Here is a 24,145-nt window from a genome sequence, read left to right as displayed (position 1 = left end):
CATGTTTCGGGATCGCCAGGAAGCCGGTCGCAAACTGGCAGAGGAACTGGTCAAGCTCAAGCTCGCCGATCCTCTTGTACTGGCCCTGCCGCGTGGAGGGGTTCCGGTTGCGGCGGAGATCGCCGACGCGCTGAAGGCGCCGCTCGATCTTGTCATCGTCCGAAAGGTAGGAGCGCCGGGAAATTCGGAACTGGCGGTCGCTGCCATCGTCGACGGCAACCCGCCCGACATCGTACTGAACCGCGAGATCGTTGAAGCTTACGATCTCGACGACGCGCAGTTGCGTTTTCTTGTCAGCCGTGAGCGCCCCGAGCTGGAGCGACGCCGGATTGCCTTTCTCGGCGATCGTCACCCCCTGTCCACAGCAGGCAAGACCGTGATCCTCGTCGATGATGGTGCAGCAACCGGAACCACGATGAAGGTGGCTGTCCGCGCCATCCAGCGGCGCTCTCCCCGCGAGGTCATCGTTGCGCTTCCCGTGGCCCCGTTCGATATCCTGACGGAGTTGGCAGAGGAAGCTGACAGGATCATCTGCCTCAACAAACCCATCCGCTTCGTTGCACTGAGCTATCACTATCATGACTTTCCCCAGCTTTCAGACGAAGAGGTAGTCAGCCTCTTTAAGCACCGCGCACCCGATAAGACGACATCGATAGGAAAGCGGAAAGGACGTCACGCGCTTCCTTGAGACCAGCTGCGTCGACAGCAACAATCGTCCCGCGTATCCGCGCTGCCTTTTCTGCGAGATCAGGACCCGTTGCTCGGCTCGCGCCTTCGGAGGATTCCGCATAGGTGAGATTGCCGCGACGGGCGTTTCCGGGAAGTGGTGGCCTTCTCCCGCCGCTGAAGCGGTGGGAGATCTTCTGGCGTAATAGTATCTCATACCAGAAGCCGACGCGCGCCGGCTTCTGGTCGTCCACACGCGAACGCAGCAGATCCTTGGTGGCGCGATAGGCCCATCGATTCACGCTCACGCACGGCCAGAGCGATTTCATGGGCGGTCGCCTCCGCATAGTCCTTAAGATGGAGCCGACTGTCGTTGCCCAGCCATTGCTGCTCTGCTTATCGAGCACTGCCCGGCCGACCTTGTCGCTCAAGCTAAAGCACGTGACGCCCGGGCAACGGTGGTCGCCTTTGCGAGGTCGTCGGCGCCGGTTGACACTTCGCCTTAAGACGATCGCCACCGCCGCGCGTCCCGTGAGCAACGCGGTCAAGCGTTCCTTCAACTCGCTGGTGGTGACGAGAAAGCGATTGTCGGTTGGACGCTGCGGCGTGAAACCCGAGGTGGCGTCGATCGACCGCCCACGGCAAGGGTCCGAAAAGGCAGTCTTTTTGACGCTCTTCCTTTCATTGCCTTGCAGATGTAGCCTTGATGTCGGTCAAAGCGCTCCATCCGATCTGGCACTGCGTTCACAACGAAACGGGGATAGCGGTCAGGCGCTTTTGCCAGTGAGGGTGCTTCATCGGAGCGATGGCGATGCCGGCCAGGGACATCCCCGGACTGCAGGGGAGATTCATTCAGGCGGTTTTTTCCAGCCGCTTCGAAGGTGCTGCAGGCTACTTGCTTGCGATATTCTGTGTCGCAGTTGTTTTCGTCGTTCGCCTGGCGTTGACGAATACCCTTGGCGGCGTCGCGGTGTTCGTCATCTTCACGCCTGCGATCCTCGTTGCGGCGATGGCCGGTGGCATCGGCCCGGGATTGCTGGCTGGAGCCCTATCGCTCCTGAGTGCCTACTTCCTCTCCGGTGCGAATGGCTCTTTTTGGCTGCAGATGCCGATTTTCACACTGGTGGGGCTTGCGATCGCCTGGATGGGAGAGATGCTGCACCATGCGCGCCGCGCCCTAGACCGGACGGAAGAAGTACTCAAGGCCCGTGAGGCGCATTTGCGCTCGATCCTCGACACCGTACCCGATGCAACGGTGGTGATCGACGACCGCGGCAATATCAACTCGTTCAGCGCGGCAGCCGTGCGCCAGTTCGGCTATTCGGAAGAAGAAGTACTTGGTCAAAACGTTAACATATTGATGCCTGAGCCGTATCATGGCGAGCATGACGGCTACATCCACCGCTACCTTGCAACAAATGAGAAGAGGATTATCGGTATCGACCGTGTCGTCGTCGGTCGTAGGAAGGATGGCTCCACCTTCCCCATGAAGCTCTCGGTCGGCGAAATGAAATCGGCGTCTGGCCGGTTCTTTACGGGCTTCATCCGCGATCTCACAGAACGGGAGGAATCAGAGGCTCGCCTACAGGAAGTGCAGAGCGAGCTCGCCCGCCTTGCACGATTGAATGAACTGGGAGAAATGGCCTCGACGCTTGCGCACGAACTCAACCAGCCGCTTGCCGCCATCGCGAACTATTCACAAGGCTGTGTCCGCTTCCTGAAAGAGATGGATGACTCGGCGGCCGCACATATCCGGGAGGCGCTCGAGGAGACGGCAAAACAGTCGCTCCGTGCCGGAGGTATCATTCGTCACCTGCGCGAATTCGTCACGCGCGGCGAAACAGAGAAATCCCCTGAAAATGTCCGCAAGCTCATTGAAGAGGCGGGGGCGTTGGCCCTGGTCGGTTCGCGGGAATTGGGCGTGCGCTCGGTCTTTGACTTCGCACCGAACACGGAGGATGTCCTGGTCGACAGGGTCCAGATCCAGCAGGTGCTGATCAACCTGATGCGCAATGCCATGGAGGCGATGCGGGAGAGTGACAAGCGGGAACTGCTCGTTCGGACCGCTCGAGACGGTGACCGCTACGTCACGATCGAAGTGGCTGATAGCGGGCCAGGCATATCGGACGAGGTAGCCTCTCGACTTTTCCAGCCTTTTGTCACGACCAAGGCGAACGGTATGGGCATCGGCCTTTCAATATCCAGGCGTATTATAGAGGCCCATGGCGGGCAGATTGTTGCCACTCGAAATGGCAACGGCGGTGCCACGTTCAGTCTCTCCCTGCCAGTGGTCGAGCAAGAGGCTTCCAATGCACGATAGCAACTACGTCGTTCACATAGTCGACGATGAGGAACCTGTCCGCAAATCGCTCGCCTTCCTGCTGACGATGGTGGGGTTTACGGTTCGGGTGCACGATTCAGCGACAAGTTTTCTTGCCGCGGCGTCCAATATCGGCAAGGCCTGCCTCGTCACCGACCTGCGGATGCCGGACATGAGCGGCGTTGAGTTGCTGGAACGGCTAAACCAGCAAAATGGGATGATACCAGCTGTCGTCATTACCGGCCATGGCGACGTTCCGATGGCGGTCGCCGCCATGAAAGCCGGCGCCGTTGATTTCATTGAGAAGCCATTTGAAGATGAAGTCCTGGTCGAGGCGATCAAAAAGGCGGCAAGCCGGCTTGGCGATTCCGAGACACGCGTCGAGGATGTCACAGTGCTACGCACCCGCCTCGAGCAGTTGTCCGAAAGGGAGCGTCAAGTCATGACTTTGGTCGTGTCGGGTCTTCCCAATAAAACGATCGGGTACAACCTTTCGATTAGCCCGCGTACCGTCGAGGTCCATCGGGCCAACATCATGTCGAAGATGCAGGCCCGAAGCCTGCCCGAGCTTGTACGGATGGCAATATCACTTGGCTTCGACGCCTGAGACGTCGAAAGATCTCGTCGTCAGTTCATATGCGGTATGGCCGAGACGGTGCGAAGCAAACGTGGCTCAGCCTACTCGGCGCGCGAACGCAACCATCTGGCGCAGTGCGTCTCGACCTGGCTCGGCGTCAAGATCGAATTGATATTCGTGACCAAGCGGCGGCTCGTGCATGGGGAAATAGAGCGTGTCCACTGTAACGCCGCGTGATCGAAGGGCATCCTCCAACGCGGCCGAATGCGGCAGCAAGGGATCGCCATTGCCGGCGGAGATGAAGCTTGGCGGGAACGCCGATGTCACGTACTTTGCGACCGACATCAGTTGAAATGATGGGTCCTCTCGGTGGTTGCGCCGACCGCTATAAGCCCATGTCGTTGTTCGCATGAACCAGCTCTGCCCCATGAGATCGAGGTCGTAAGGACCGCAAAATAGTATCGTCCCGCATAGCTGTTCAGGTTTGATTTTTGCCGCAAACCCGACCTGCCGCGCGTAGCCAGGCGCGGTGACCAAATTCGCTACCTGCGCTGCAATTTGCGCACCAGCAGAGTCACCAGCGATTATCAGCCGGTCTGGATCGATACCAAGGCGGTCTGCCTCGCGAGAGAGGAAGCCCAGTGCCTCGTTCACTTGCTGAACCGGCGTGGGATACGTCGCTTCAGGCGCGATCGTGTAGTCGACGTTGACGAGTGTGAAGCCTTCGCCAGCCAGAACCCTGGCGTAGTTTTCCACGTCGGCGCGTCGTCCGGAGATAAACCCACCGCCATGCACCCAGACGATCGTGGTGCCGGTCGCGGTGCCGGCGGGTGGGCGAACGATGTCCAGCACTGCATCAGGGTCAGATGGGTTATAGTGTATCTCTCCGTCCACGCTGATTCCGGACGGCAGGTGCTTTTCCAGCTTTGCCGAAGCTTCAGCTGCGCCGCGGTCGAAGATCGCGCGGATGACAAGTACGCTTGGCCAAGGCGTGACGAAATATGCGGCTGTCGCAAGCGCCACGGATAAGAGAGCGATGCAAGCAGCCAGCTTGCCAGCTAGACGTGCCATATCGAACCTGACACCGCGCACCATCCATCCGCCATGAGCCAGCGCCATGGGCCAGCAATTGTTCCACCGAGGCGTGATGCCTGCAATAAGTTGTTCGCGATGGCCTCTCTCATACCGCGCCTGGTGTCCGTTGCTCTGATTGCCGCGAAAATGGCTGGGCCTCTGCCAACAGAGCACTCAAAGCCGGCCAGCCGGGATTGCATCGGCTTGCGTGCCGCCTACAACTTTGATCTGCCTCAATGCTCGACCTCATCCGACAATATTAGCAATACAAGTCTGGCCCAGACGTGCGCGACAATGTGGAGACCGATGAGATGGCCGGGCCTGTGGTACTTGTGGCCGCCCCAAATGAGGCCTTTCGGCGCTCGATCGTCTTTCTGCTGGCGAGTGAGCGCCTGGAGACGGATTCTCACTGTTACGCCACCGGCGCATTTGCATCGACGCGTGCAGATCATGCCGCTTGCGCAGTGATCGACGACGAAGCTGTCGAAAACTGGGAGGATGCGCCTTTGCAGTTCGACCGGTTCGGCAGGCCGATCATTCTCCTCGTGAGCCTGTTCGGGAAAGTGCCGGATGGTCCACTTCTAAAGCAGCTGGTCAAACCGTTTCTTGGTGAACCCCTTATCAAAACGGTGCGTGATGCAATCGCGGGGGTCTGACAGCAGTACGTGGATTCCCTTACGGACATAACCGAATTTCGGCAAGCCGCGTTTCAGGCGACTGTTCCTTCATGTTCACCGAGGAACCAGTCATGAACACCTACGAGATTTCCAAGGCCTTCTTTCACTCAGGCGGGACGCCGTCGGGACGAGATTTGTTCCCGACACCGTCGAGCGGCAACTTCCAGGCACCGACGTTCTTTCCGGCCGGCAAGGAGATCTACGCACAGGGTGAAACGTGCGGAAACCTCTACAAAGTCGAATTCGGCGGCGTGCGCGTGTACCGGCTGTTGTCGGATGGACGCCGTCAGATCTCCGCTTTTCACCTTGCGGGGGAGACGTTCGGCTTCGAAGCCGACAAGACCCACCATTTCTTTGCCGAAGCCATCTGCGCAACCGGAATTCGCATCCTGCGTTCCAGGTCTGTTCACGAAGATCTCGCCGTTGAGCTTTTCCCGATGGCGCTGCAGAGCCTCGTCCGGGCGCAGGAGCACTTGCTGGTGCTTGGTCGCCAGAATTCGGTTGAGCGAGTGGCAGCATTTCTCCTTGAAATGTCCGAACGCCAGGGGGGCTTGCCGCAAGTCGAGCTGCCCATGTCCCGAACGGACATCGCGGATTATCTCGGTCTTACGATCGAAACCGTCTCCCGTGTCTTCTCAAGGCTCAAGCAGAAAGGCGTCATCCGGTTGCCGACCCTGCGCAGCGTCGAGATCGTCAAATGGCAAATCCTTCAAGATATGGCGACCTGACCTTTTTGGCACTCGCTTTGGCGGTCTCGAGAGAATCTGTGTGGCAGCCGATAGCGGCCGCACCCTTCGGGGTGGATCTGGAACTGTCGGTGATTGATCGTGATGGCACCCATCCGCTCGTCTTTCCCTGCCGCCGTGTCCTGACTGGATGGATTAGGTCTGGGAGTCGCGAGAGGGTCGACCTGTCGCCGACGCATTGGCGTGCTTGGCACGACCGCGCCAGGACTCCGAATCTTCCAACTCCGCAATGAGCCGGACCTTGCGGCTTTCTTTTGCCGATAGCCAAGGGTCCTCGACGTATCGCCATTGCGCTTTGCGATCGATCAAGAGATCGGCGATCGCGAGGGTCTATGGAAGGTAATGAACATTCCGACTGCCCCTTTTTCATCGATCACCGGCCTGGCTGAGGCCGAGGTTAGCGCCAGGCTTAGAGCCGAAGGCTTCAACGAATTGCCTAGGTCTGATTATCGGACACCGATTCGGATCTTGCTAGATGTCCTGCGCGAGCCGATGCTGGCGCTTCTCCTGGGAGGGGGCGCCATCTACCTCCTCCTTGGTGACCTGCAGGAGGCACTGATCCTGCTTCTCTTCGCGGGATTGTCGGTGGCAATCACCGTGGTGCAGGAGACGCGCACCGAGCGCGTGTTGGAGGCGTTGCGTGATCTGACCAGCCCCCGGGCTCTGGTCATCCGGGACGGAAGAAGGTTGCGCATTGCCGGGAGAGAGGTCGTGCGCGGCGATATCATCGTCCTCAGTGAGGGCGACCGGGTTCCCGCTGATGCGCGCCTGCTGGAAAGCCACAGTCTTCAGGTGGACGAGTCGCTGCTCACCGGGGAATCGGTCCCGGTTCACAAGCTCGTGGTGGTGAGTTTCGAACAAGCAGGTCCGCCGCGGCCGGGCGGAACCGATCAGCCCTATGTCTATTCAGGGTCGCTGGTCGTCGGCGGCGGAGCGACGGCTGAGGTCATCGCAACCGGACCGCGAAGCGAGATCGGCCGGATCGGCCAGTCGCTCCACGAACTGAAAGCGGAACCACCCCGCCTTCAGGCCCAAACCCGCAGGCTGGTGCGCCTCGCGGCCGTGGCAGGTGGCCTCGTAAGCCTTCTGGCGATCGTCTTGTACGGTATGTTCCGCGGCGGGTGGCTGGATGCTTTCCTGGCCGGCATCACCATTGGCATGTCGATGCTGCCTGAGGAATTTCCGGTCGTATTGGCCGTCTTCATGGCGATGGGAGCATGGCGTATTTCGCGTGCCCGCGTGCTGACCCGCCGCGCGGCCGCGATCGAAGCACTCGGTTCTGCGACAGTACTCTGCACGGACAAGACCGGCACCCTCACCGAAAATCGGATGTCAGTGGAGGAGTTGCACAGCGCCGGCGGCGATACCTACCGGCTGCGGGAACACCCCGGTGCTCCGTTACCGGAAGGCTTCGACGAGTTGGGCATGACCGGCCTCCTGGCAAGCGAGCCCGAACCCTTCGACCCCATGGAAAAGGCCTTCCACCAGATGGCCCGCGACCGGATTGTTGGCGCTGCAACACTCTCGCGAGGGGACTGGAGGTTGCTGCGCAACTACGGGCTCAGGCCAGATCTCCTGGCCGTGACGCAGGTCTGGCAGCCGGAGGGCAATGATCGCCTCATCGTGGCGGCGAAGGGCGCGCCCGAAGCGATTGCTGGATTGTGTCGCCTCGATCCGCAGCAGCGAGAGGCGATCCGTGGATCCGTCGACCGGATGGCCGTCGACGGCCTGCGTGTACTCGGCGTTGCCCGTGCGTTCCATGCGCAGGGCGAATTGCCCAATTCCCCGCGGAGCTTCCACTTCGAGTTCCTCGGCCTGGTCGGTCTTGCCGATCCGCTCAGGCCGAGCGTACCGGCTGCTATTGCCCGATGCCGCTCGGCCGGCATTCGCGTCATCATGATCACCGGAGACTATCCGGTCACGGCGGTAGCCATCGCCCGTCAAGCGGGCATCGAAGGCGAAGACGTGCTTGCCGGCAGCGAGCTTGCGAAGCTCGATGAAGCTCAGCTCGTTGCTCGCCTGAAAAGCCTGAATGTGTTCGCCAGGATCATGCCGGAGCAGAAGCTGCGCATCGTGCAGGCCCTCAAGGCTGGCGGCGACATCGTTGCGATGACTGGCGACGGCGTCAACGACGCGCCATCGCTGAAGGCAGCGCATATCGGAGTGGCTATGGGCGGGCGTGGCACCGACGTCGCCCGTGAGGCCTCTTCCATCGTGCTCCTGGACGACGATTTCGGTTCGATCGTCGAGGCCGTGAGGCTCGGTCGGCGCATTTACGACAACCTGCGCAAGGCGATGGGCTTCATTTTCGCCGTACATGTGCCGATCGCCGGCCTCGCGCTGCTGCCGCTGGCCTTCGGCCTGCCAATCATTTTCAGTCCCGTCCATATCGCCTTCCTAGAGATGATCATCGACCCGGTATGCTCTCTGGTCTTCGAGGCGGAGACGGAAGAGAAGGATGTCATGGACCGTCCCCCGCGCGAGCCGGACGAACCGCTGTTTTCATGGTCGCTGATCGGATGGAGCCTGCTGCAGGGCGGGCTCGTCTTCATGCTGGTGGCAACCATCTACCTTCTTGCGCTGCGCAACGGCCTGCCGCCGAACGAGGTGCGAGTGTTGTCCTTCTTCTCGCTGGTGCTGGCGATCGTCAGCCTGATCCTGGTCAATCGTTCGTTCAGTTCCTCCCTTATCGCAGCGTTGCATCGCCCCAACCCGGCACTTCGGTGGATATTGCTCTTGGTCGGAGCGATTATGGCGGCGAGCCTGCTCGTGCCTCGGCTCAGCGAATTGTTCCACTTCGGTGCGCTGCATCGGGACGATCTCGCGTTGGCATTCGGCGTGGGGGTGGCGGTGCTCATCCTGCTCGAACTGGCGAAGCCGCTTTGGCGCAAGTCCCTGCGTCTCTGAAGCCGCCAAGCGTTCGTTTTCTCCGGTTCAGCATAGCTGTTTTGACGCCGATCAAGGTCGATCACCCGGGACCGAGAGAAGCTGGCCCAGCGGTGCACGAACGCCGCGAGGAAACAGTGAGGTACAAGACCATGAATGACAGCACGCTCTGACAGGATATCATCGATGAACTCGACTTCGAGCCGAGCATCGATTCCGCCGATATCGGCGTCGCGGTGGAGAACGGAATCGTCACCTTGACGGGCCATGTCCCGACCTATGCCCAGAAGGTGACGGTCGAGGATGTCGTGCGCAGAGTGAAGGGTGTGAAGGGTATTGCCGAGGAGATCGAGGTTCGTCCCTTCGGCACCAACCGGACAGCGGACGACGAAATCGCCAAGCGCGCCGTCAACACGATCACCTGGAACACGTCCGTGCCGAACGGCGCCGTCCAGGTGAAAGTCCAACGCGGCTGGGTGACGCTTACCGGCAAGGTGGAATGGCAGTACCAGAAGACCGCTGCGGCCGACGCCGTAAGAATTCTTGCGGGCGTGGTCGGCGTCTCGAACCAGATCGAGATCAAGCCGCATGCATCGGCTTACGACGTCAAGAAGCGCATTCAGGACGCACTGAAGCGCAACGCCGAGATCGAGGCGCAAGCGATCAAGGTCAACGTTCTCGATGGAGGCAAGGTTACGCTGGAAGGCCGGGTTCATGCTTGGTCGGAGCGCAGCGCAGCCGAACGTGCGGCCTGGTCTGCTCCCGGTGTGATCACCGTCGAAGATCGGCTTACGATCGGATGACGATGCGCAAGATACGCACCAAAATCACGGGGTGGAAAGGCAGCCTTTCCACCCCGTGATTGCGAGGGGTGCCGCACAGTGGAGCTTGCAATGAAAGCGATGGTGCTCGAGCGGCTTGGGACGCCTCTGGTCCAGATCGATGGGCCGGATCCAGTGCCGGCGCCAGGTGAATTAAGACTGAAGATAGAAGCCTGTGCGGTCTGCCGGACCGACCTGCACGTGGTGGATGGCGACCTCGATCACCCCAAGCTGCCGCTGGTTCCCGGACATGAGATCGTCGGTATAGTCGATGCGGTGGGATCAGGCGTCGATCCTTCGCGGATCGGACAACGTGCCGGTGTCCCCTGGCTGGGCCATACCTGCGGCAATTGTATCTATTGCCAGACGAGCAGCGAAAACCTGTGCGACCATCCGCTCTTCACCGGCTACACGCGAGACGGCGGCTTCGCGACCCACGTCGTGGCCGATGCGGATTTCGCGTTCGAGCTCAGCAGCGAGGCCGATCCGGTCGCCTTGGCGCCGTTGCTGTGTGCCGGGCTGATCGGCTGGCGTTCGCTGAAGAAGGCGGGAACGGGAAAACGGATCGGTCTCTACGGTTTCGGCGCGGCGGCCCACATCATCGCGCAGGTTTGCATTTGGCAGGGCAGGGAAGTCTATGCTTTCACCCGGCCAGGGGACGTCGAGGCTCAACGCTTTGCACTTTCTCTCGGTGCGGCGTGGGCCGCCGCCTCGGATGTCCCACCCCTGGCCCCGCTGGATGCCGCCATCATTTTCGCGCCGGTTGGCGAACTTGTGCCTGCCGCCTTGCGTGCCGTGCGCAAGGGCGGACGAGTCGTCTGCGGTGGCATTCACATGAGCGACATTCCGGCGATGCCCTATTCCATTCTGTGGGAAGAACGCGAACTTGTCTCGGTCGCCAATCTGCCCCGCAACGATGCGGAGGAGTTTTTTCCGGTTGCCCGCGTCGCCGGGGTGCAGGTTCATTCCACCACTTATCCGCTCATCCGCGCCAACGAGGCGCTCTCGGACTTACGCGCAGGGCGATTGCAAGGAGCAGCGGTACTGGTCCCGTGAGCATGGCTGGCGCGCCGGTCGGCCACGCAGCACGAGTCAATCGGCAGCAGGCTCGGTCGCTATCCAGTCCACGATCAGCCGATATTGCACCTTGGTCTGCGAGTAGGTCCGGTAGAAGTCGAGCAGGTCCCCCATCGGTTCAACCAGGCGCTGGAATCCGGAGATGAACGCGACTACGATCCCCAGTGTTGTCTCGCCGTTGATCACGAGGTAGCCGCCAACAACAAGAACGCTGAGCGACCCTATCGAATTCGCGATATTGAGAATTGATTTCAGCCCGTATTTCAGCAGGTAGAGCGCGATCCTGTTGCGGAAAATCATCCCGACCACTTGCAAGGTGGTGTCGAGCATGTGTGCTTTGCTGGACTGACTGTCGACGGCTCTGTCGCCAAGCTCGCGAACCAGGGTCACCTGATGCTCGACCAGCGTATTGAGCTTCTTTTGCAGAAACCTAGCGAATACGACCTGCGGTACCAGCATAAACGAACTGAACACGGCGATCTGCGGCTGCACGTATACCATGTAGGAGAACACGGCAATAATCATGCTGATGTTAACGATGAACTCTGAGATGCTTGTCCCGACGAAGCCTCCGACCGCGTCGATCTCGTTGCCGATCACGTTGGCTGTCTGGTCACTTGCGAGGTTGAACCTCCCCAATCTGTTCGAAGCCACGACCGCCAACTGATCGCGGGCTGTCTTGACCGCGCTTTCGCCAACCCAGCCTTGGTAGACCATAAGCACGTATTTCAAGGTGGAGTACACGACGAGAGAAAGTAGATAGAGGCTACCCAACAGGATAAGCGCATGCAGGTCTCTGTTGCTGATGGCGTCGTCAACGATACGGCGCTGAAGCTCAATAGGAAGAAAGTTGAGAAGCGATACACAAACGGCGATCAAACCGACATAGAATTGATGAAGGCCGCTAGCGCTCCAGACAAACTCGCGCAGCGTTTGGTTGTTGCGGAGCGCCTCGGAGGACTTCAGCGGCTTCAGTTGTCGCACCGCCGCATCGAGAAGGTTCATGGGGGATAGTACCTAGCTTCCTCGCCTGCCAAGGTCGCGCATCCTGTCGATCCACTTCCCGCGTTTGGTGTCCGCGGCTCCCTCCACCATTCCAAAGAGGGTCTCCCGGACGGGACTGATGCCGACAAAGTTGAGGATGTTCCGGCGCATGCCAGCGATGCCATGGCCGAGGTACCAGAGCCGGTAGAAGAATGCCGGCATTCCCATGGTCACCACCACGCGGGCCGATTTTCCCTTGAGCAATGTCTTGGCAAAGCCACCCTTGCCAGGCTCGGGATAGGCAAACGCTACGCCCGGGCGCATCACCTGCTCCAGGAAGCCCTTGAGCAGAGCCGGCATGGTGCCGAGCCAGAGCGGGAACACAAAGACGATGTGCTCGGCATCCTTGATCGCGTTCGCCGCATGCTCGAGCGTAACCGGCACTGCACGCTGTCCAAACTCTTCCATTGTCCGTAGCAATGGAAAGTCGAGCGTGGCGACATCGATCATTCGCACGTCGTGGCCCGCCGAGCGAGCGCCCTCGGCATAAGCAGCCGCAAGCGCCCTACATAGTCGTTTTTGGTCGGGATCCGGGTGGCCAATGATGATGAGGATGCGACGCGCCATGATAGTTTCTCCCGTGACCGCGCCATGAGACGGTTTTTCCCGGCACGTGCCTTGACGGCGGTCAAACGCCGCGTTTGCGCTTGGCGTGACGATGCTCGCGCGCAAAGAACCAGCGTTTCGTAACCTCCGATGCGGCGAGGTAGCCAACCGTGATAACCGCGAGCCCGGCCATGATCGGCAAGGGCAGCGGCGCGAAGCCGAACCAGTCGGCTCCCGGAAGATAGGGAATGGCGAAAGCCACAAGGGCGACCGCCAGCGTCAGCCAGGAGAGCAAGGTGCCAGGATGACTTTGCCAGAATGGCTTGTGGGTGCGCACGATCAGCACGATGGCAAGTTCGGTGATGAGGGATTCGACGAACCACGCCGTCTGGAAGACCTGCGCGGTCGCGCCGGCGAGCAGGACAAGGAAGCCGAAGGTGACGAAGTCAAAGGCCGAGCTGACAAGGCCGAAAGCAATCATGAAGCGACGAACGTAGCCGATATCCCAGCGATGCGGGGTCCGCACCTGATCGGCGTCAACGTTGTCGGTGGCGATCGCCAGCGAGGGAATATCCGACAGGAAGTTGTTGAGCAGGATCTGCGGGGCTAGCAGTGGCAGGAATGGCAGACCCAGCGAGGCTATCGCCATCGAGACCATGTTGCCGAAATTGGCGCTTGTCGTGATGGCAATATATTTCATCGTATTGGCGAATGTCCGGCGCCCGTCGTCGACCCCGCGGAGCAGCACATTCAGATCGCGCCGAAGCAGGACCATGTCGGCGGCCTCGCGCGCGACGTCCACGGCGCTGTCGACGGAGATGCCGATGTCGGCTTCGTGAAGGGCCGGCGCATCGTTAATGCCGTCGCCGAGATAGCCAACGACATGGCCGCGTCGCCGTAGCGCGGCGATGACGCGCTCCTTCTGGTTCGGGTCGATTTCGGCAAAGATGTCGGTGCGTGCGGCGCGCGCAAATAGCGCAGTCTTCGTCAGCTTCGCCAATTCCTCGCCGGTGAGAATATTGCGATGCGGCAAGCCGATAATCTCGGCCAGATGCCCGACGACATGACGGTTGTCGCCGGATATGACCTTCACCTTGATGCCCCGCTCGGCCATCGCCTTGAGCGTGTCGGCCATGCCTGGTTTGGGCGGGTCGAGAAACAGGAGGAAGCCGGCGAAAGCGAGCTCCGCTTCGTCCTCACGGCACCAGCTCTCGCGTCGCGGGCGCCGGCGCACCGCGAGGCCTAGCACGCGGAAGCCCTGCATGCTCCAGTCACGCACCTTGTTGTCGATGGCGTGCGCCTGGTCTGCGTCGAGCGGCTGTATGTCGCTCCCTGAGAGGACGGATGAGCAGGCCTCGACGATGTTCTGCACAGCGCCCTTGCAGATGAGCAGGTCTTCATCGGCAGCATCTTTGCGCCGAACGATCACGGAGAGCCGTTTGCGGATGAAATCGTAAGGCACCTCATCGGCCTTCTCGTAAGCGGATAGATCGTCGTCCGCCCTCCTGCTGGCCGCGATCCCTTCGTCAAGCGGATTTGCCATTCCGGATTGCAGGGTCGCGTTGAGCAGCGCCCATAGCCGGACCTGATCCGACTCCACCCCTTTGGCATCCAGGCAGCCATCGAGGCGGATCGTGCCTTCGGTCAGCGTTCCTGTCTTGTCGGTGCACAGGATGTCCATGCTGCCGAGATTCTCGATGGCGTCGAGCCGGCGCACGATGACGCCGCTTGCCGCCATGGCGCGGGCACCGCGAGCCAAGGTGACGCTTATGATGGCGGGCAGCAGTTCCGGCGTCAGGCCGACCGCCAGCGCCAGGGAAAACAGCAGCGAATCCACTGCTGGCCTTTCGAGCAGCAGATTGGCAAAGAAGACCAGGATCACGATGACCAGCATGATTTCGGTCATCAGATAGCCGAAGCGGCGGATGCCTCTGGCGAATTCGGTTTCCGGGATACTGCGGGCGATGGCGGCGGCAATGGTGGCGAACTCGGTCCGCTCGCCGGTTTGGACGACCGCCATGGTCGCAGTGCCGCTGCGCACGGACGTGCCCGTGAAGACAGCATTGCCGCGCTGCCCGATCTGCGCCTCCGGAGCGGAGACACCGGGACCCTTTATAACCGGGAACGTCTCCCCAGTGAGCGCCGCCTCGCTGACATTGAAGTCGCGCGCTTCGAGCAAAATGCCGTCAGCGGGGATGAGGTTTCCCGCCGAAAGCCTGACGATGTCACCGGGGACGAGCTCCTCCACCGCGACAGAGCTCTCCTTTCCGTCGCGCAGCGCAGTGGTCCTGCGCGCGATGCGTGCCGTCAGCGCTTCCATGGCACGGGAGGCGCCATATTCCTGCGTGAAGGAAAGCACGCAGCTCGCCAGGACGATGATGCCGATGATAACCGCTTCACTGCCTTCGCCGACAAAGACCGAGACCACTGCCGCGAACATGAGGATCAGGACGAGCGGGCTGCGGAATTGTTGCGCAAAAGCCGCCAACGCCGTCGCACCGCCCTTGCGGCCGATGGCGTTGGGACCGGTATCGCGCAACCGGGCTTCCGTTTCGGTTGAAGACAGGCCCCTCGGTTGCGTCTGTAACCGAGACAAAAGCTCGTCCGCGGGAACGGACCAATAGGCCGGCTCCTCGGGTGCTAGTGTCTGCAAAGCTTGCGGCTGCATAGGCTCAGTCCGATCCGTCGCGCTGGAGGCTCGTCCATCGGTGCTGCCGACCGATCGTGACAAGTCGACGACTCCTCGTCAGCTCGACATGAAGCGATTGAGCCGGCTTTCATCCAGCAATGAGCGGGTCACGCCACCGAATACCCACTCCCTCAGACGGCTGTGCCCGTAGGCACCTGACACCACGAGATCGGCGTTGCTGGCGTCGATGAAATTGAACAATTCGATATACTCGTCCGGACCTTCGATCAGTTTCGGCGCGGCTTTGATGCCATGCGCAGCGAGGAAAGCGACGACATCGTTCAGGCCATCCCGAATCCATTGATCGGCCTCGGCGTTGACGGACACGACCGTAACCTCTTCCGCCCCGAAGATCAGAGGCACCGCGTCGGCGACGGCGCGTCGTGCTTCACGCGTGTCTTTCCAAGCCACGATGACCTTTTCTGTCCATATGCGCTCGACCTTGTCGCCAACCACGAAAACCGGGCGGCCGGCACGCAGAACCACACCGGCCGGGTCGGCGACCCGATAGGAATCTCCAGTGGCGGCGCCCTTGGAAGCGGCCATGACGATGAGATCGGCCGATCGGCTTGCTTCGACCACCGCAGGTGTTGGACTGGACAGGTTTTCGCGCCATTCGGCTTTCACCTCTCCCGCCGCCAGCCGGTCGAATTCGGCATGGACTTCTTTGAACCTCTTTTCGATGTCATCCCGCATCTGCCGCCATGCTTCCGCGGCGAGTGCTCCACCTTCCGGCCCTGCCATGATCAGCGGCGCATCGGCCGCGCAATGGCCGATCAGTTTCGCTTCGTGCCGTCGCGCAAGATCGATCGCCGCCTTCACGATTGGGACCATCGGTCCGTCGATATCAATGTTTACGAGGATGGATTTGTAGCTCACAGCGGATCTCCCTGAGGCATTGGTTGCTTCAGGAACTTTAGGCGGCGCCGGAACCGTAGCATTGACGTTGGTCAAACCTGTTCGACGCGCGATGCGCTGGCATCTGAGATGGTTTCTCATGGCGGCGATGCGATGATCGACCACATGGGTAGGGGTGCAAGGGTCTCGAGGCTTGTTGCATTGCCGCCTCGGGAAAGTCGATCTGCGATGCTTCATTTGATGCGGGTCAATTACTTTTCATTAGCGGGCAGGCAATCTTCGCTGGTCTTTTCGGCTCGGCGTTATGGGAGGTTTCCAATGACTCGGCTCGTCACCACCACCGCACTGGCATTTGCAATAAGCGTATCGGCGCTGTTGCCGTCCTTGGCACAGCCTGCGGGCGGACGAGGGATGATGGGTGGCGGATGTCCCACAATGGGGATGATGGGGTATGGCATGATGGGCCGCGGTGGTTGGAGCGACGATGGTTTCGGCCGCGGCATGATGAGGGGCCAACCCAGGATGGGCGCCATGGTTGACGGACGCTTGGCCTATTTGAAGGTCGAACTCGGCATCACGGACGCCCAGACAAATGCGTGGGACGTCTATGCCGCTGCCGTAAGAGCGCGCGTCGACCTCATGCAGGACATGCATTCGAAAATGTTCGAGACCATGCAGAATGGGTCCGCAGTCGAGCGGATGGATGCGCGTATCGCGGGCATGGAAAAAATGCTGGACACTTTGAAGGCACTGAAACCCGCTACGGAAGAATTGTATGCGGTTCTGACCGGCGAGCAGAAAAAAGTGGCGGACGATCTGATCGGAGCGGACTGCGGCGCCATGTGATGCACGCCTTCCGGCGGTTGGGCTCATTGCAAGCAGATCGACTTCCGCAGAGGGGGCGACTGTCTGTTGAGGTTTCTTTGTGTCAGCTTGTATCGGGGCATCTTTCAATCGACGCGAGAGGCTGCACCCATTGTCGGGATTGATCGAGTTGTTGAAGCTGAAGCGGATAGGGATCGATACCGACAACGAGAGCATCGCCTATGTCGACAGGCACTGCCCGATATTCAGGCCTGACCAGCACCGGGCGCTGAAGAAGGTGAGCATCACCGGTGAAGGAGGTCGCGAAATTCTCGGCTCGCTCGCCATAGCCGACGACAAGGGCATCGTGGCGCATGACGAGTTGGGGCTCTCTGAGAAGGGATTCGCCAGCCTCGGCCTTCCGGAAGGCTCTCCCGTCGCGATCGCACCGGCGATTCCTCCCCGAAGCCTCGAAAGCGTGCGCGCCAAGATCAGGGGCGAAACGCTCTCATCTGACGATATCCGCAACATCGTCGTCGATATCGCCCACCGCAGATACAGCGAAATGGAACTGGCAGCCTTCATGATCGGGTCTGCGAGTTTCCTGACCACGGACGAGTTGTTGGCTCTCACAGAGGCAATGATCGAAGTCGGCAGCCGGATCGACTGGCACCAGCGGATGGTCGTCGACAAGCACTGCATCGGCGGGATACCCGGGAACCGCACCTCGATGATCGTCGTCCCGATCGTGGCGGCTTACGGCCTGACAATTCCCAAGACATCCTCTCGATCGATCACATCTCCGGCCGGGACGGCGGACACGATGGAGGTGCTGGCACGCGTCGACCTTTCGGTCGAGGAAATGCGGCATGTCGTGACCGCTTGTGGCGGCTGCATCGTCTGGGGCGGCAGCGTCAACCTCTCGCCAGCCGATGACATCATGATCTCAGTGCAGCGTCCGCTTGGAATAGATACGCGTGAGCAGATGGTGGCGTCCATTCTCTCGAAAAAAGTGGCAGCTGGGTCAACGCATCTCGTCGTCGACATTCCGGTCGGACCATCCGCCAAAGTGCGGGGGGCAGGAGGACGCGGTGCGCCTGCGCAAGCTTTTTGAGTTCGTCGGTGACAAGCTTGGACTTCATATCGACGTCGCGGTCACCTCGGCAAACGAGCCGATCGGACGAGGCATAGGGCCTGTGCTCGAGGCGCGCGACGTGATGGCCGTTTTGCGTTGCGAATCTGGAGCGCCCGCGGATTTGCGCGAGAAGTCGCTTCAGCTTGCCGCGCGCATCATCGAACTCGATCCGGCCTGCCGGGGTGGGACCGGCTACGCACGTGCAAGGGAGTTGCTGGATACCGGATCGGCGTTGCGCACAATGGAAAGGATCATAGCGCTACAAGGCCCGCCGCCGATGGACGTTCGCCTTGGTGATCTAACCCAGAATATCCTGGCGCCGGCGACTGGGACAGTGAAAGACATGGACTGCTATCGCCTGGCGCGGATCGCCCGACTGGCCGGGGCTCCTCTTGATCGCGGTGCCGGAATCGACCTGCTTCGCAAGACAGGCGATCATGTCGAAAAGGGTGACGCCGTCTACCGGATACACGCGGTCCGGGCGGGCGATCTCGGGCTGGCGACCGAGGCGGCAGTCCGCAATGCCGGATTTGCCGTGGACTCGAGCAATCAAGCTCATAATCTCTGAATAATGGTCGCTTCAGTCCATTCTTTTGCCGATCACGAGGAACCGGCGCGGCGGCTGGCGACAGCACTGGATTCGCCTTGGCGTCCAATAAGCGTACGAAGATTTCCGGATGATGAAAGCCTGGTGCGGGTGGTGCCTCAGAAAGGTATGGCTGTCGTCTACTGTCCTCTCGATCATCCGAATGGAAGGCTGGTTGATCTTCTGCTGGCAGCCTCAGCACTGCACGACGCAGGTGCCTTGCCGGTCGTGCTGGTAGCGCCGTACCTGTGTTATATGAGGCAGGATGTGGCTTTCTATCCGGGGGAGGCGGTCAGCCAAAGGGTGACGGCACGGCTGCTCTCGGACGCCTTCGATCGGATTGTGACCGTGGATCCACATCTGCATCGCACTCATGACCTGACGACAGTCTTTAGCATCCCTGTCACGCAACTAAGCGCGGCAACGCTCCTAGGCGCTGCCATCGCGAGCGACAACCCCGAAGGCGAAGTGGTTCTTGTAGGCCCTGACGAGGAATCACGGCCTTGGGTTGAGGCGGCGGCAAGAACGGTGGCCTGCTCCTGTCTCGTAGGCCGCAAAGTCCGCAGCTCAGACCGTGATGTGCAGATCGAGATCGAGCGTGCCGACGCTGTGAAAGGCAAGATCGCGGTGCTCGTAGACGACGTCGTATCGACCGGCTCGACCGTTCGCAAAGCTACACGTCTGCTGCTTGATGCCGGAGCGGTCCGCGCCGACCTGTATGTCACACACATGCTGAGTTCCGATGAGGACACTGCTGCGCTACGTGCCTCCGGCATTGTCCGGATCGTTTCGACCGACAGTGTACCCCATCCTACGAATGTTGTGCGACTTGCGTCGCTGCTGGCGGGAGCGCTCGTGACCGAATAGCCTCAGTCGAGGAAAATGCCTTGGTTCTCAGTCCGGGCGGTTTAGTTTAACATGGAAGTGGTGTGCCACGCGCCGGGATAGGATGCGTCGAGCGATGGTTGGCCCTACCGAACGATCTGTGTGCCGCGGACGCCGGCCACGATCGCCGCGGCATCTTCGAGCCGACCGATCGCGGCGGTCTTCCCCGTCGATTTGACAAATTCGATCGCGGCCTCGACCTTCGGCCGCATCGAACCGACAGCGAAGTCCGCCGTCGACAAGTCGGAAATCGCAGCCTCTGTGAGTGCTCGTGCGCTGGGTGTGCCCCATCCAGCATAAACCGCGTCGACGTCGGTCAGCATCAGCAACATGTCTGCGCGAAGCTGTCTTGCCAGGAGCGACGAGGCGTGATCCTTGTCGATGACTGCTTCGATGCCTGCCAGGCTGCCATTGTCCAGCTCGACGACGGGTATTCCGCCACCGCCCGCGCAGATGACGATGACCCCGTGTCCGATCAGGAAAGCGAGCACGTCTGCTTCGATGATTTCTAGCGGCTTCGGCGAGGCGACGACGCGGAGCCATTTGTCGTTGTCCCGCGCGATCTGCCAGCCGCGCTCGGAAGTCAACCTGCGGGCCGTGACTTCGTCATATCCCGGACCGATCGGCTTGGTCGGATTGCCGAAAGCAGGATCCCGCGGGTCGACCTTGACCTGCGTCAGGAGCGTGGCAAAGAGCTGATCCTTTATGACATTGCCGAGCTCCTGCTGGAGCACGTAACCGATCATCCCAGCACTCTCTGCATCGAGCACGTCGAGCGGAAACGGCGCTTCCTGGGATGCTGCTGCCTGTAGCGCGAGCAGCCCCACCTGTGGGCCATTGCCGTGCGTGATCACCAGCGAATGGCCCATGCGGACAAGTTCGGCGATCGCCGAGGCGGCCTTTCTGATGTTGGCGCGCTGGTTGTCGGCCGTCATCGGCTCTCCCCGTTTGAGCAGGGCATTGCCGCCGAGCGCCATGACGATGCGCATCTCAATTGCCGATCGTGGCGACCAGGATGGCCTTGATCGCGTGCATGCGGTTTTCGGCCTGGTCGAAGACGATCGAAGCTTCGGACTCGAAAACGGCATCCTCGACTTCCATGCAGTCGATGCCGAATGCATGGGCGATTTCGGCGCCCACTGCGGTCTCAGCATCGTGGAACGCCGGCAGGCAGTGCATGAATTTGGTATAGGGGTTCCCGGTCGCGGCCATCAACTCGCCTGTTACGCGATACGGCGTCAGCAGCTTTATGCGCTCGCCCCAACCGCTCTCGTCCTCTCCCATGGACAGCCACACGTCGGTATAGATGAAATCGGCTCCCTCGACACACGCCTTGACATCTTCATCGAGTCGGAACCGCCCCCGGCTTCGTTCAGCCAGCCCTTTGACATGGGCGCAGAAACGCTCGTCGGGCCACAGCGTTCGGGGAGAAGCGATGCGCATATCCATGCCGAGCTTGGCTGCACCTATGGCCAGCGACTGGGCAACATTGTCCCGGCCCTCGCCGACGAAGGCTACGGTCATGTCCGAGAGATGCTTGTGGGTGAATTCGCGCATCGTCATGAAGTCGGCAAATATCTGGGTCGGATGCGCTTCGTCGGTCAGCCCATTGTAGATGGGCACGCCGGCATAAGCCGCCAGCAACTCGATCTGATGCTGGCTGAAGCCCCTGTATTCGATGGCATCGTACATGCGGCCAAGGACACGCGCTGTGTCCTTCATCGATTCCTTATGTCCGATATGGCTGCCCGACGGGCCGATATACGTGACGTGTGCGCCCTGGTCATAGGCAGCGACCTCGAATCCGGAACGGGTGCGCGTGGAATCCTTTTCGAAGATCAGGGCGATGTTCTTGCGGGTCAACCGGGGCACTTCCGTGCCGGACTGCTTGGCCGCCTTCAAGTCGGCGGCAAGGCGCAGCAGATAGCGAATCTCGGCGCCGGAGAAATCGTCCAGCGTCAGCACGTTACGCCCATGCAGGTTGACTGGCATATCAGGGTCCTCTCAGATCGAATCGCGCGCAATCGGGCACGTCATGCAATTGCCTCCGCCGCGGCCGCGGCTCAATTCCGCGCCTTCGAAGGTGATGACCTCGACACCGGCGCGGCGAAGCAGCGTGTTGGTGTAGACGTTGCGGTCGTAGCCGATGACAACGCCCGACTCGACGGCGATGACGTTGTTGCCGTCGTCCCACTGTTCACGCTCGGACTCATAAGCGTCACCACCGGTGGCGACGACGCGTAGTGTTTTAATCCCGAGTGCCTCTCTCACAACCTCAACGAATGGTTTCGTCTCCTCGATCACGTCGACGGCCGCCTCGCCCTCGCCGGGTCGCAGCGAAAACGTGCGCAGCCGTTCGATCACAGGGGGATACATCGTCGCCAGATCGCGGTCGCAGAACGTGAAGATTGTATCGAGATGCATGAAGGACCGATCACGCGGCATCAGCGCCGCGATCACGCGGGTCGCTTCGCCGGCTGCGAACAGGCTGCGCGCCAGACCGCCAACCGCCTGGGGTGTGGTGCGCTCGCCCATGCCGACCAGGACCACACCGCCGCCAACCGGCATGACATCGCCGCCCTCCAGGCTGACGCCGGGTCCGGGATTGTCGGGCGACACGAAGGGAAGACCTGCTTCGCTGAAGCGGGGGTGGAAGCGGTAGACTGCTTCCACGTTCGCGGCCTCTGGTTTGCGTGCCGACCAGAACATCGCGTTGACTGACACTGAGCGGTATATCCAGCATGAACTGTCACGGGTGAAGAGCTGGTTGGGCAGCGGCGGCAGAACGAAATCCTGCGGCAGCAGTGTCTTGCCGGTCAGGCCGGCGGGTTCGAAGGGCAGTTCGGCACGCGCAATGCCACCCACAAGCAGCGATGAAAGCTGGTCGGCGGGCATCGCGTCGAGCCAGCCGCGCACCTCCCCCACCATGTCATAACCCACAACCGAGGCGTCGACCCGCCGGTCGAGCAGCCAGTCGCGTGCCTCGGTGATCGCCACCGTCTCGGCCAGCAGTTCCCCGAACAGGTGCACGGTGACACCGCGCTCGCGTAGCGCATCGACAAAGATGTCGTGTTCCTGGCGCGCCCGCTTGACCCACAATACGTCGTCGAACAGCAGCGCCTTGCAATTGTCGGGAGTCAACCGGCGCAGGCTGAGATCGGGCCGGTGCACGATGACTTCGCGCAACCGGCCGGTTTCGGAATGAACACCGAGTGCAGCCATGACAGACCCTTTCGCGAGGCTGGGCGGGATCAAAGCGCGCTCACCGCCCCGGTCCACATCTCGTAGGCGGCGTAGAGTGCAACCGCGACCAGGGCTGCAGCGAGGATGGCTTCAACGGGATGGAAGATGCGTGCGCGATTTTCGCGCCGCGCCCAGACGAAGAAGATGATGCCGGGCGCGTAGAGGATCGCGCACATGAACAGGTACGACAGCCCGGCGGCGTAGACGAGCCACAGGCCGTAGACCGTCGCCACCAGGCCGATGAGCATCGGACCGTTGCGATTCTCGCCGATCCCATAGCTTTCGCCGGTGATCGCAAGCTTGGCCGCGTAGGCGCCCGAGAAGATGTAGGGCACCAGGATCGCCGCGGAAGCAATGTAGAACAGCGCCTGATAGGTGCTCTGCGCAAACAGGGTGATGATAAGGAAAAGCTGTACGAGAAGATTGGTGATGATCAACGAGGTGGACGGCACGCCCCGCTCGTTCTCATGGCCGAAGAAAGCCGGCATGGTGCCGTCCTTGCCGGCGACATGCGGGACTTCGGCGGCGAGCAAGGTCCAACTCAGGAATGCGCCGATCACAGACATGACCAGCGCCAGGTTGATCAGGATAGCACCCCACGGCCCGACGACGGCCTCGAGCACGCCCGCCATCGACGGGTTCTTCAGCCCGCCAATTCCGGCTGGCTGATGATGCCGAGCGACAGCAGCGAGACTAGTGCGTAAAGCGCAAGGCAGGTGAAGAAGCCAAGAACGGTCGCGGTAGCGATATCCTTGCGCCGCTCTGCACGGGCCGAGAATACGCTGGCGCCCTCTATACCGATGAAGACCCAAAGCGTCACCAGCATGGTGCTCTTCACCTGGTCCATGACAGACCCAAGGCTGGCATTGCCGAGACCGCTGAAGTCGGCGTTGAAGATGTCGATCCTGAAAGCCACGGCGACGATGCCAATGAACAGCACGATGGGAGCGATCTTGGCGACGGTCACGATCAGATTGACGAGCGCCGCTTGCCGCACGCCGGCCATGATAAGGAAGTGGATTGCCCAGAGCAGAACCGACGCGCCGATCACGGCTTGCCAGGTGTTTCCATCCCCAAAAGCCGGGAAGAAATAGGAAAGCGCGCTGAACACGATGACCGCGTAGGAGACATTGCCGACCCACGCGCTGATCCAGTAGCCCCAGGCGCTGTTCAAGCCTACGAACGGTCCGAAGCCAGCTTTGGCATAGGCATAGGGTCCAGCGTCGAGTTCCGGCTTGCGGGTCGCAAGTGACTGATAGACAAACACCAGCGCCAGCATGCCGACGGCGGTGATGCCCCAGCCTATCAAAATGGCCAGCGGCCCGGCCCCCGCGGCCATGTTTTGTGGCAGGCTGAATACTCCCGAGCCGACCATCGAGCCGATGACAAGGGCTGTCAGCGCTCCAAGACGCAACCTGGTTTCTCCTGCGGTAGAGGCGGAGTTCGCGGATGCGGAAGAGATATCTGTTGCGGCCATGATGCAGCTCCCAGAGGTCTGGTTATCTGCTCAG

General features: G+C 60.9%; 18 protein-coding genes and 2 pseudogenes. 11 read left to right on the top strand and 9 right to left on the bottom strand.

The genetic code is table 11. The annotated features are described in order from the left end of the window. Position 1 precedes the first annotated feature (1 nt). The 3 genes from ACSBOB_RS27775 (at position 2) to fixJ (ending at position 3,593) form a co-directional block, all read left to right on the top strand. The gene (locus tag ACSBOB_RS27775; protein ID WP_442579263.1) at positions 2 to 688 is read left to right on the top strand and encodes a phosphoribosyltransferase; all 687 of its coding nucleotides are present in this window, start codon (positions 2 to 4) and stop codon (positions 686 to 688) included. A gap of 789 nt (positions 689 to 1,477) precedes the next feature. After that, positions 1,478 to 2,986, top strand: coding sequence for a PAS domain S-box protein (locus ACSBOB_RS27770; protein WP_442579262.1), 1,509 nt, complete (start codon positions 1,478 to 1,480; stop codon positions 2,984 to 2,986). Then, positions 2,976 to 3,593: a response regulator FixJ gene (gene fixJ, locus ACSBOB_RS27765; RefSeq protein ID WP_442579261.1), complete on the top strand. Its 618-nt coding sequence runs from the start codon at positions 2,976 to 2,978 to the stop codon at positions 3,591 to 3,593. The genes ACSBOB_RS27770 and fixJ overlap by 11 nt, the downstream gene beginning before the upstream one ends. A 66-nt stretch (positions 3,594 to 3,659) precedes the next feature. On the opposite strand, the gene ACSBOB_RS27760 is transcribed toward fixJ, so the two are convergent. Then, positions 3,660 to 4,682, bottom strand: coding sequence for an alpha/beta hydrolase (locus ACSBOB_RS27760; protein ID WP_442579260.1), 1,023 nt, complete (start codon positions 4,680 to 4,682; stop codon positions 3,660 to 3,662). Positions 4,683 to 4,948: 266 nt separating this feature from the next. On the opposite strand from ACSBOB_RS27760, the gene ACSBOB_RS27755 reads away from it, so the two are divergent. The 5 genes from ACSBOB_RS27755 to ACSBOB_RS27735 all read left to right on the top strand — a co-directional run bounded on the left by ACSBOB_RS27755 (position 4,949) and on the right by ACSBOB_RS27735 (position 10,823). Then, positions 4,949 to 5,293 carry a hypothetical protein gene (locus ACSBOB_RS27755; RefSeq protein ID WP_442579259.1) on the top strand — a complete coding sequence of 115 codons (345 nt, stop codon included), beginning with the start codon at positions 4,949 to 4,951 and terminating at the stop codon, positions 5,291 to 5,293. 92 nt (positions 5,294 to 5,385) lie between these two features. Further along, positions 5,386 to 6,042 carry a helix-turn-helix domain-containing protein gene (locus ACSBOB_RS27750; protein ID WP_442579258.1) on the top strand — a complete coding sequence of 219 codons (657 nt, stop codon included), beginning with the start codon at positions 5,386 to 5,388 and terminating at the stop codon, positions 6,040 to 6,042. 360 nt (positions 6,043 to 6,402) lie between these two features. After that, positions 6,403 to 8,967, top strand: a complete 2,565-nt coding sequence (locus ACSBOB_RS27745; protein WP_442583854.1) for a cation-translocating P-type ATPase — start codon at positions 6,403 to 6,405, stop codon at positions 8,965 to 8,967. Positions 8,968 to 9,125: 158 nt separating this feature from the next. Beyond that, the gene (locus ACSBOB_RS27740) at positions 9,126 to 9,749 is read left to right on the top strand and encodes a BON domain-containing protein (protein ID WP_442583853.1); all 624 of its coding nucleotides are present in this window, start codon (positions 9,126 to 9,128) and stop codon (positions 9,747 to 9,749) included. Between the two features lie 90 nt (positions 9,750 to 9,839). Then, positions 9,840 to 10,823, top strand: coding sequence for a zinc-dependent alcohol dehydrogenase family protein (locus ACSBOB_RS27735; RefSeq protein ID WP_442579257.1), 984 nt, complete (start codon positions 9,840 to 9,842; stop codon positions 10,821 to 10,823). A 36-nt stretch (positions 10,824 to 10,859) separates the two neighbouring features. Here ACSBOB_RS27735 and ACSBOB_RS27730 read toward each other — a convergent pair whose 3' ends face one another. The 4 genes from ACSBOB_RS27730 to ACSBOB_RS27715 form a co-directional block, all read right to left on the bottom strand. Beyond that, a complete protein-coding gene (locus ACSBOB_RS27730) occupies positions 10,860 to 11,849 on the bottom strand; it encodes a hypothetical protein (protein ID WP_442579256.1) in 990 nt (329 codons plus the stop codon). A 12-nt stretch (positions 11,850 to 11,861) separates the two neighbouring features. Then, positions 11,862 to 12,455 carry an NAD(P)H-dependent oxidoreductase gene (locus ACSBOB_RS27725; protein WP_442579255.1) on the bottom strand — a complete coding sequence of 198 codons (594 nt, stop codon included), beginning with the start codon at positions 12,453 to 12,455 and terminating at the stop codon, positions 11,862 to 11,864. Between the two features lie 61 nt (positions 12,456 to 12,516). Continuing rightward, positions 12,517 to 15,102, bottom strand: coding sequence for a magnesium-translocating P-type ATPase (gene mgtA, locus ACSBOB_RS27720; protein WP_442579254.1), 2,586 nt, complete (start codon positions 15,100 to 15,102; stop codon positions 12,517 to 12,519). Between the two features lie 78 nt (positions 15,103 to 15,180). Continuing rightward, a complete protein-coding gene (locus ACSBOB_RS27715; protein ID WP_442579253.1) occupies positions 15,181 to 16,077 on the bottom strand; it encodes a universal stress protein in 897 nt (298 codons plus the stop codon). 222 nt (positions 16,078 to 16,299) lie between these two features. Here ACSBOB_RS27715 and ACSBOB_RS27710 point away from each other — a divergent pair, with 222 nt between their 5' ends. From ACSBOB_RS27710 to ACSBOB_RS27700, 3 genes and pseudogenes are all read left to right on the top strand, one after another. After that, positions 16,300 to 16,827 carry a Spy/CpxP family protein refolding chaperone gene (locus ACSBOB_RS27710; RefSeq protein WP_442579252.1) on the top strand — a complete coding sequence of 176 codons (528 nt, stop codon included), beginning with the start codon at positions 16,300 to 16,302 and terminating at the stop codon, positions 16,825 to 16,827. Positions 16,828 to 16,948: 121 nt separating this feature from the next. Continuing rightward, positions 16,949 to 18,488 (top strand): annotated as a pseudogene (locus ACSBOB_RS27705) (thymidine phosphorylase family protein). Between the two features lie 3 nt (positions 18,489 to 18,491). After that, complete coding sequence (locus ACSBOB_RS27700) at positions 18,492 to 19,373, top strand: ribose-phosphate diphosphokinase (RefSeq protein ID WP_442579251.1); 882 nt, start codon at positions 18,492 to 18,494, stop codon at positions 19,371 to 19,373. 104 nt (positions 19,374 to 19,477) lie between these two features. Here ACSBOB_RS27700 and arcC read toward each other — a convergent pair whose 3' ends face one another. The 4 genes and pseudogenes from arcC to ACSBOB_RS27680 all read right to left on the bottom strand — a co-directional run bounded on the left by arcC (position 19,478) and on the right by ACSBOB_RS27680 (position 24,009). After that, positions 19,478 to 20,380, bottom strand: a complete 903-nt coding sequence (gene arcC / locus ACSBOB_RS27695) for a carbamate kinase (protein WP_442579250.1) — start codon at positions 20,378 to 20,380, stop codon at positions 19,478 to 19,480. Between the two features lies 1 nt (position 20,381). After that, the gene (argF, locus tag ACSBOB_RS27690; protein WP_442579249.1) at positions 20,382 to 21,383 is read right to left on the bottom strand and encodes an ornithine carbamoyltransferase; all 1,002 of its coding nucleotides are present in this window, start codon (positions 21,381 to 21,383) and stop codon (positions 20,382 to 20,384) included. Positions 21,384 to 21,395: 12 nt separating this feature from the next. Beyond that, positions 21,396 to 22,613, bottom strand: a complete 1,218-nt coding sequence (locus ACSBOB_RS27685) for an arginine deiminase (RefSeq protein ID WP_442583852.1) — start codon at positions 22,611 to 22,613, stop codon at positions 21,396 to 21,398. A gap of 29 nt (positions 22,614 to 22,642) precedes the next feature. Further along, a pseudogene (locus tag ACSBOB_RS27680) lies at positions 22,643 to 24,009 on the bottom strand (basic amino acid/polyamine antiporter). Positions 24,010 to 24,145 lie beyond the last annotated feature (136 nt).

The sequence above is a fragment of the Mesorhizobium sp. KACC 23794 genome (assembly GCF_052180275.1).
Taxonomy (GTDB): Bacteria; Pseudomonadota; Alphaproteobacteria; order Rhizobiales; family Rhizobiaceae; genus Kumtagia.
The sequence above is the reverse complement of the archived record's forward strand: the minus strand, read 5'-3'. Positions and strand labels throughout refer to the sequence as shown.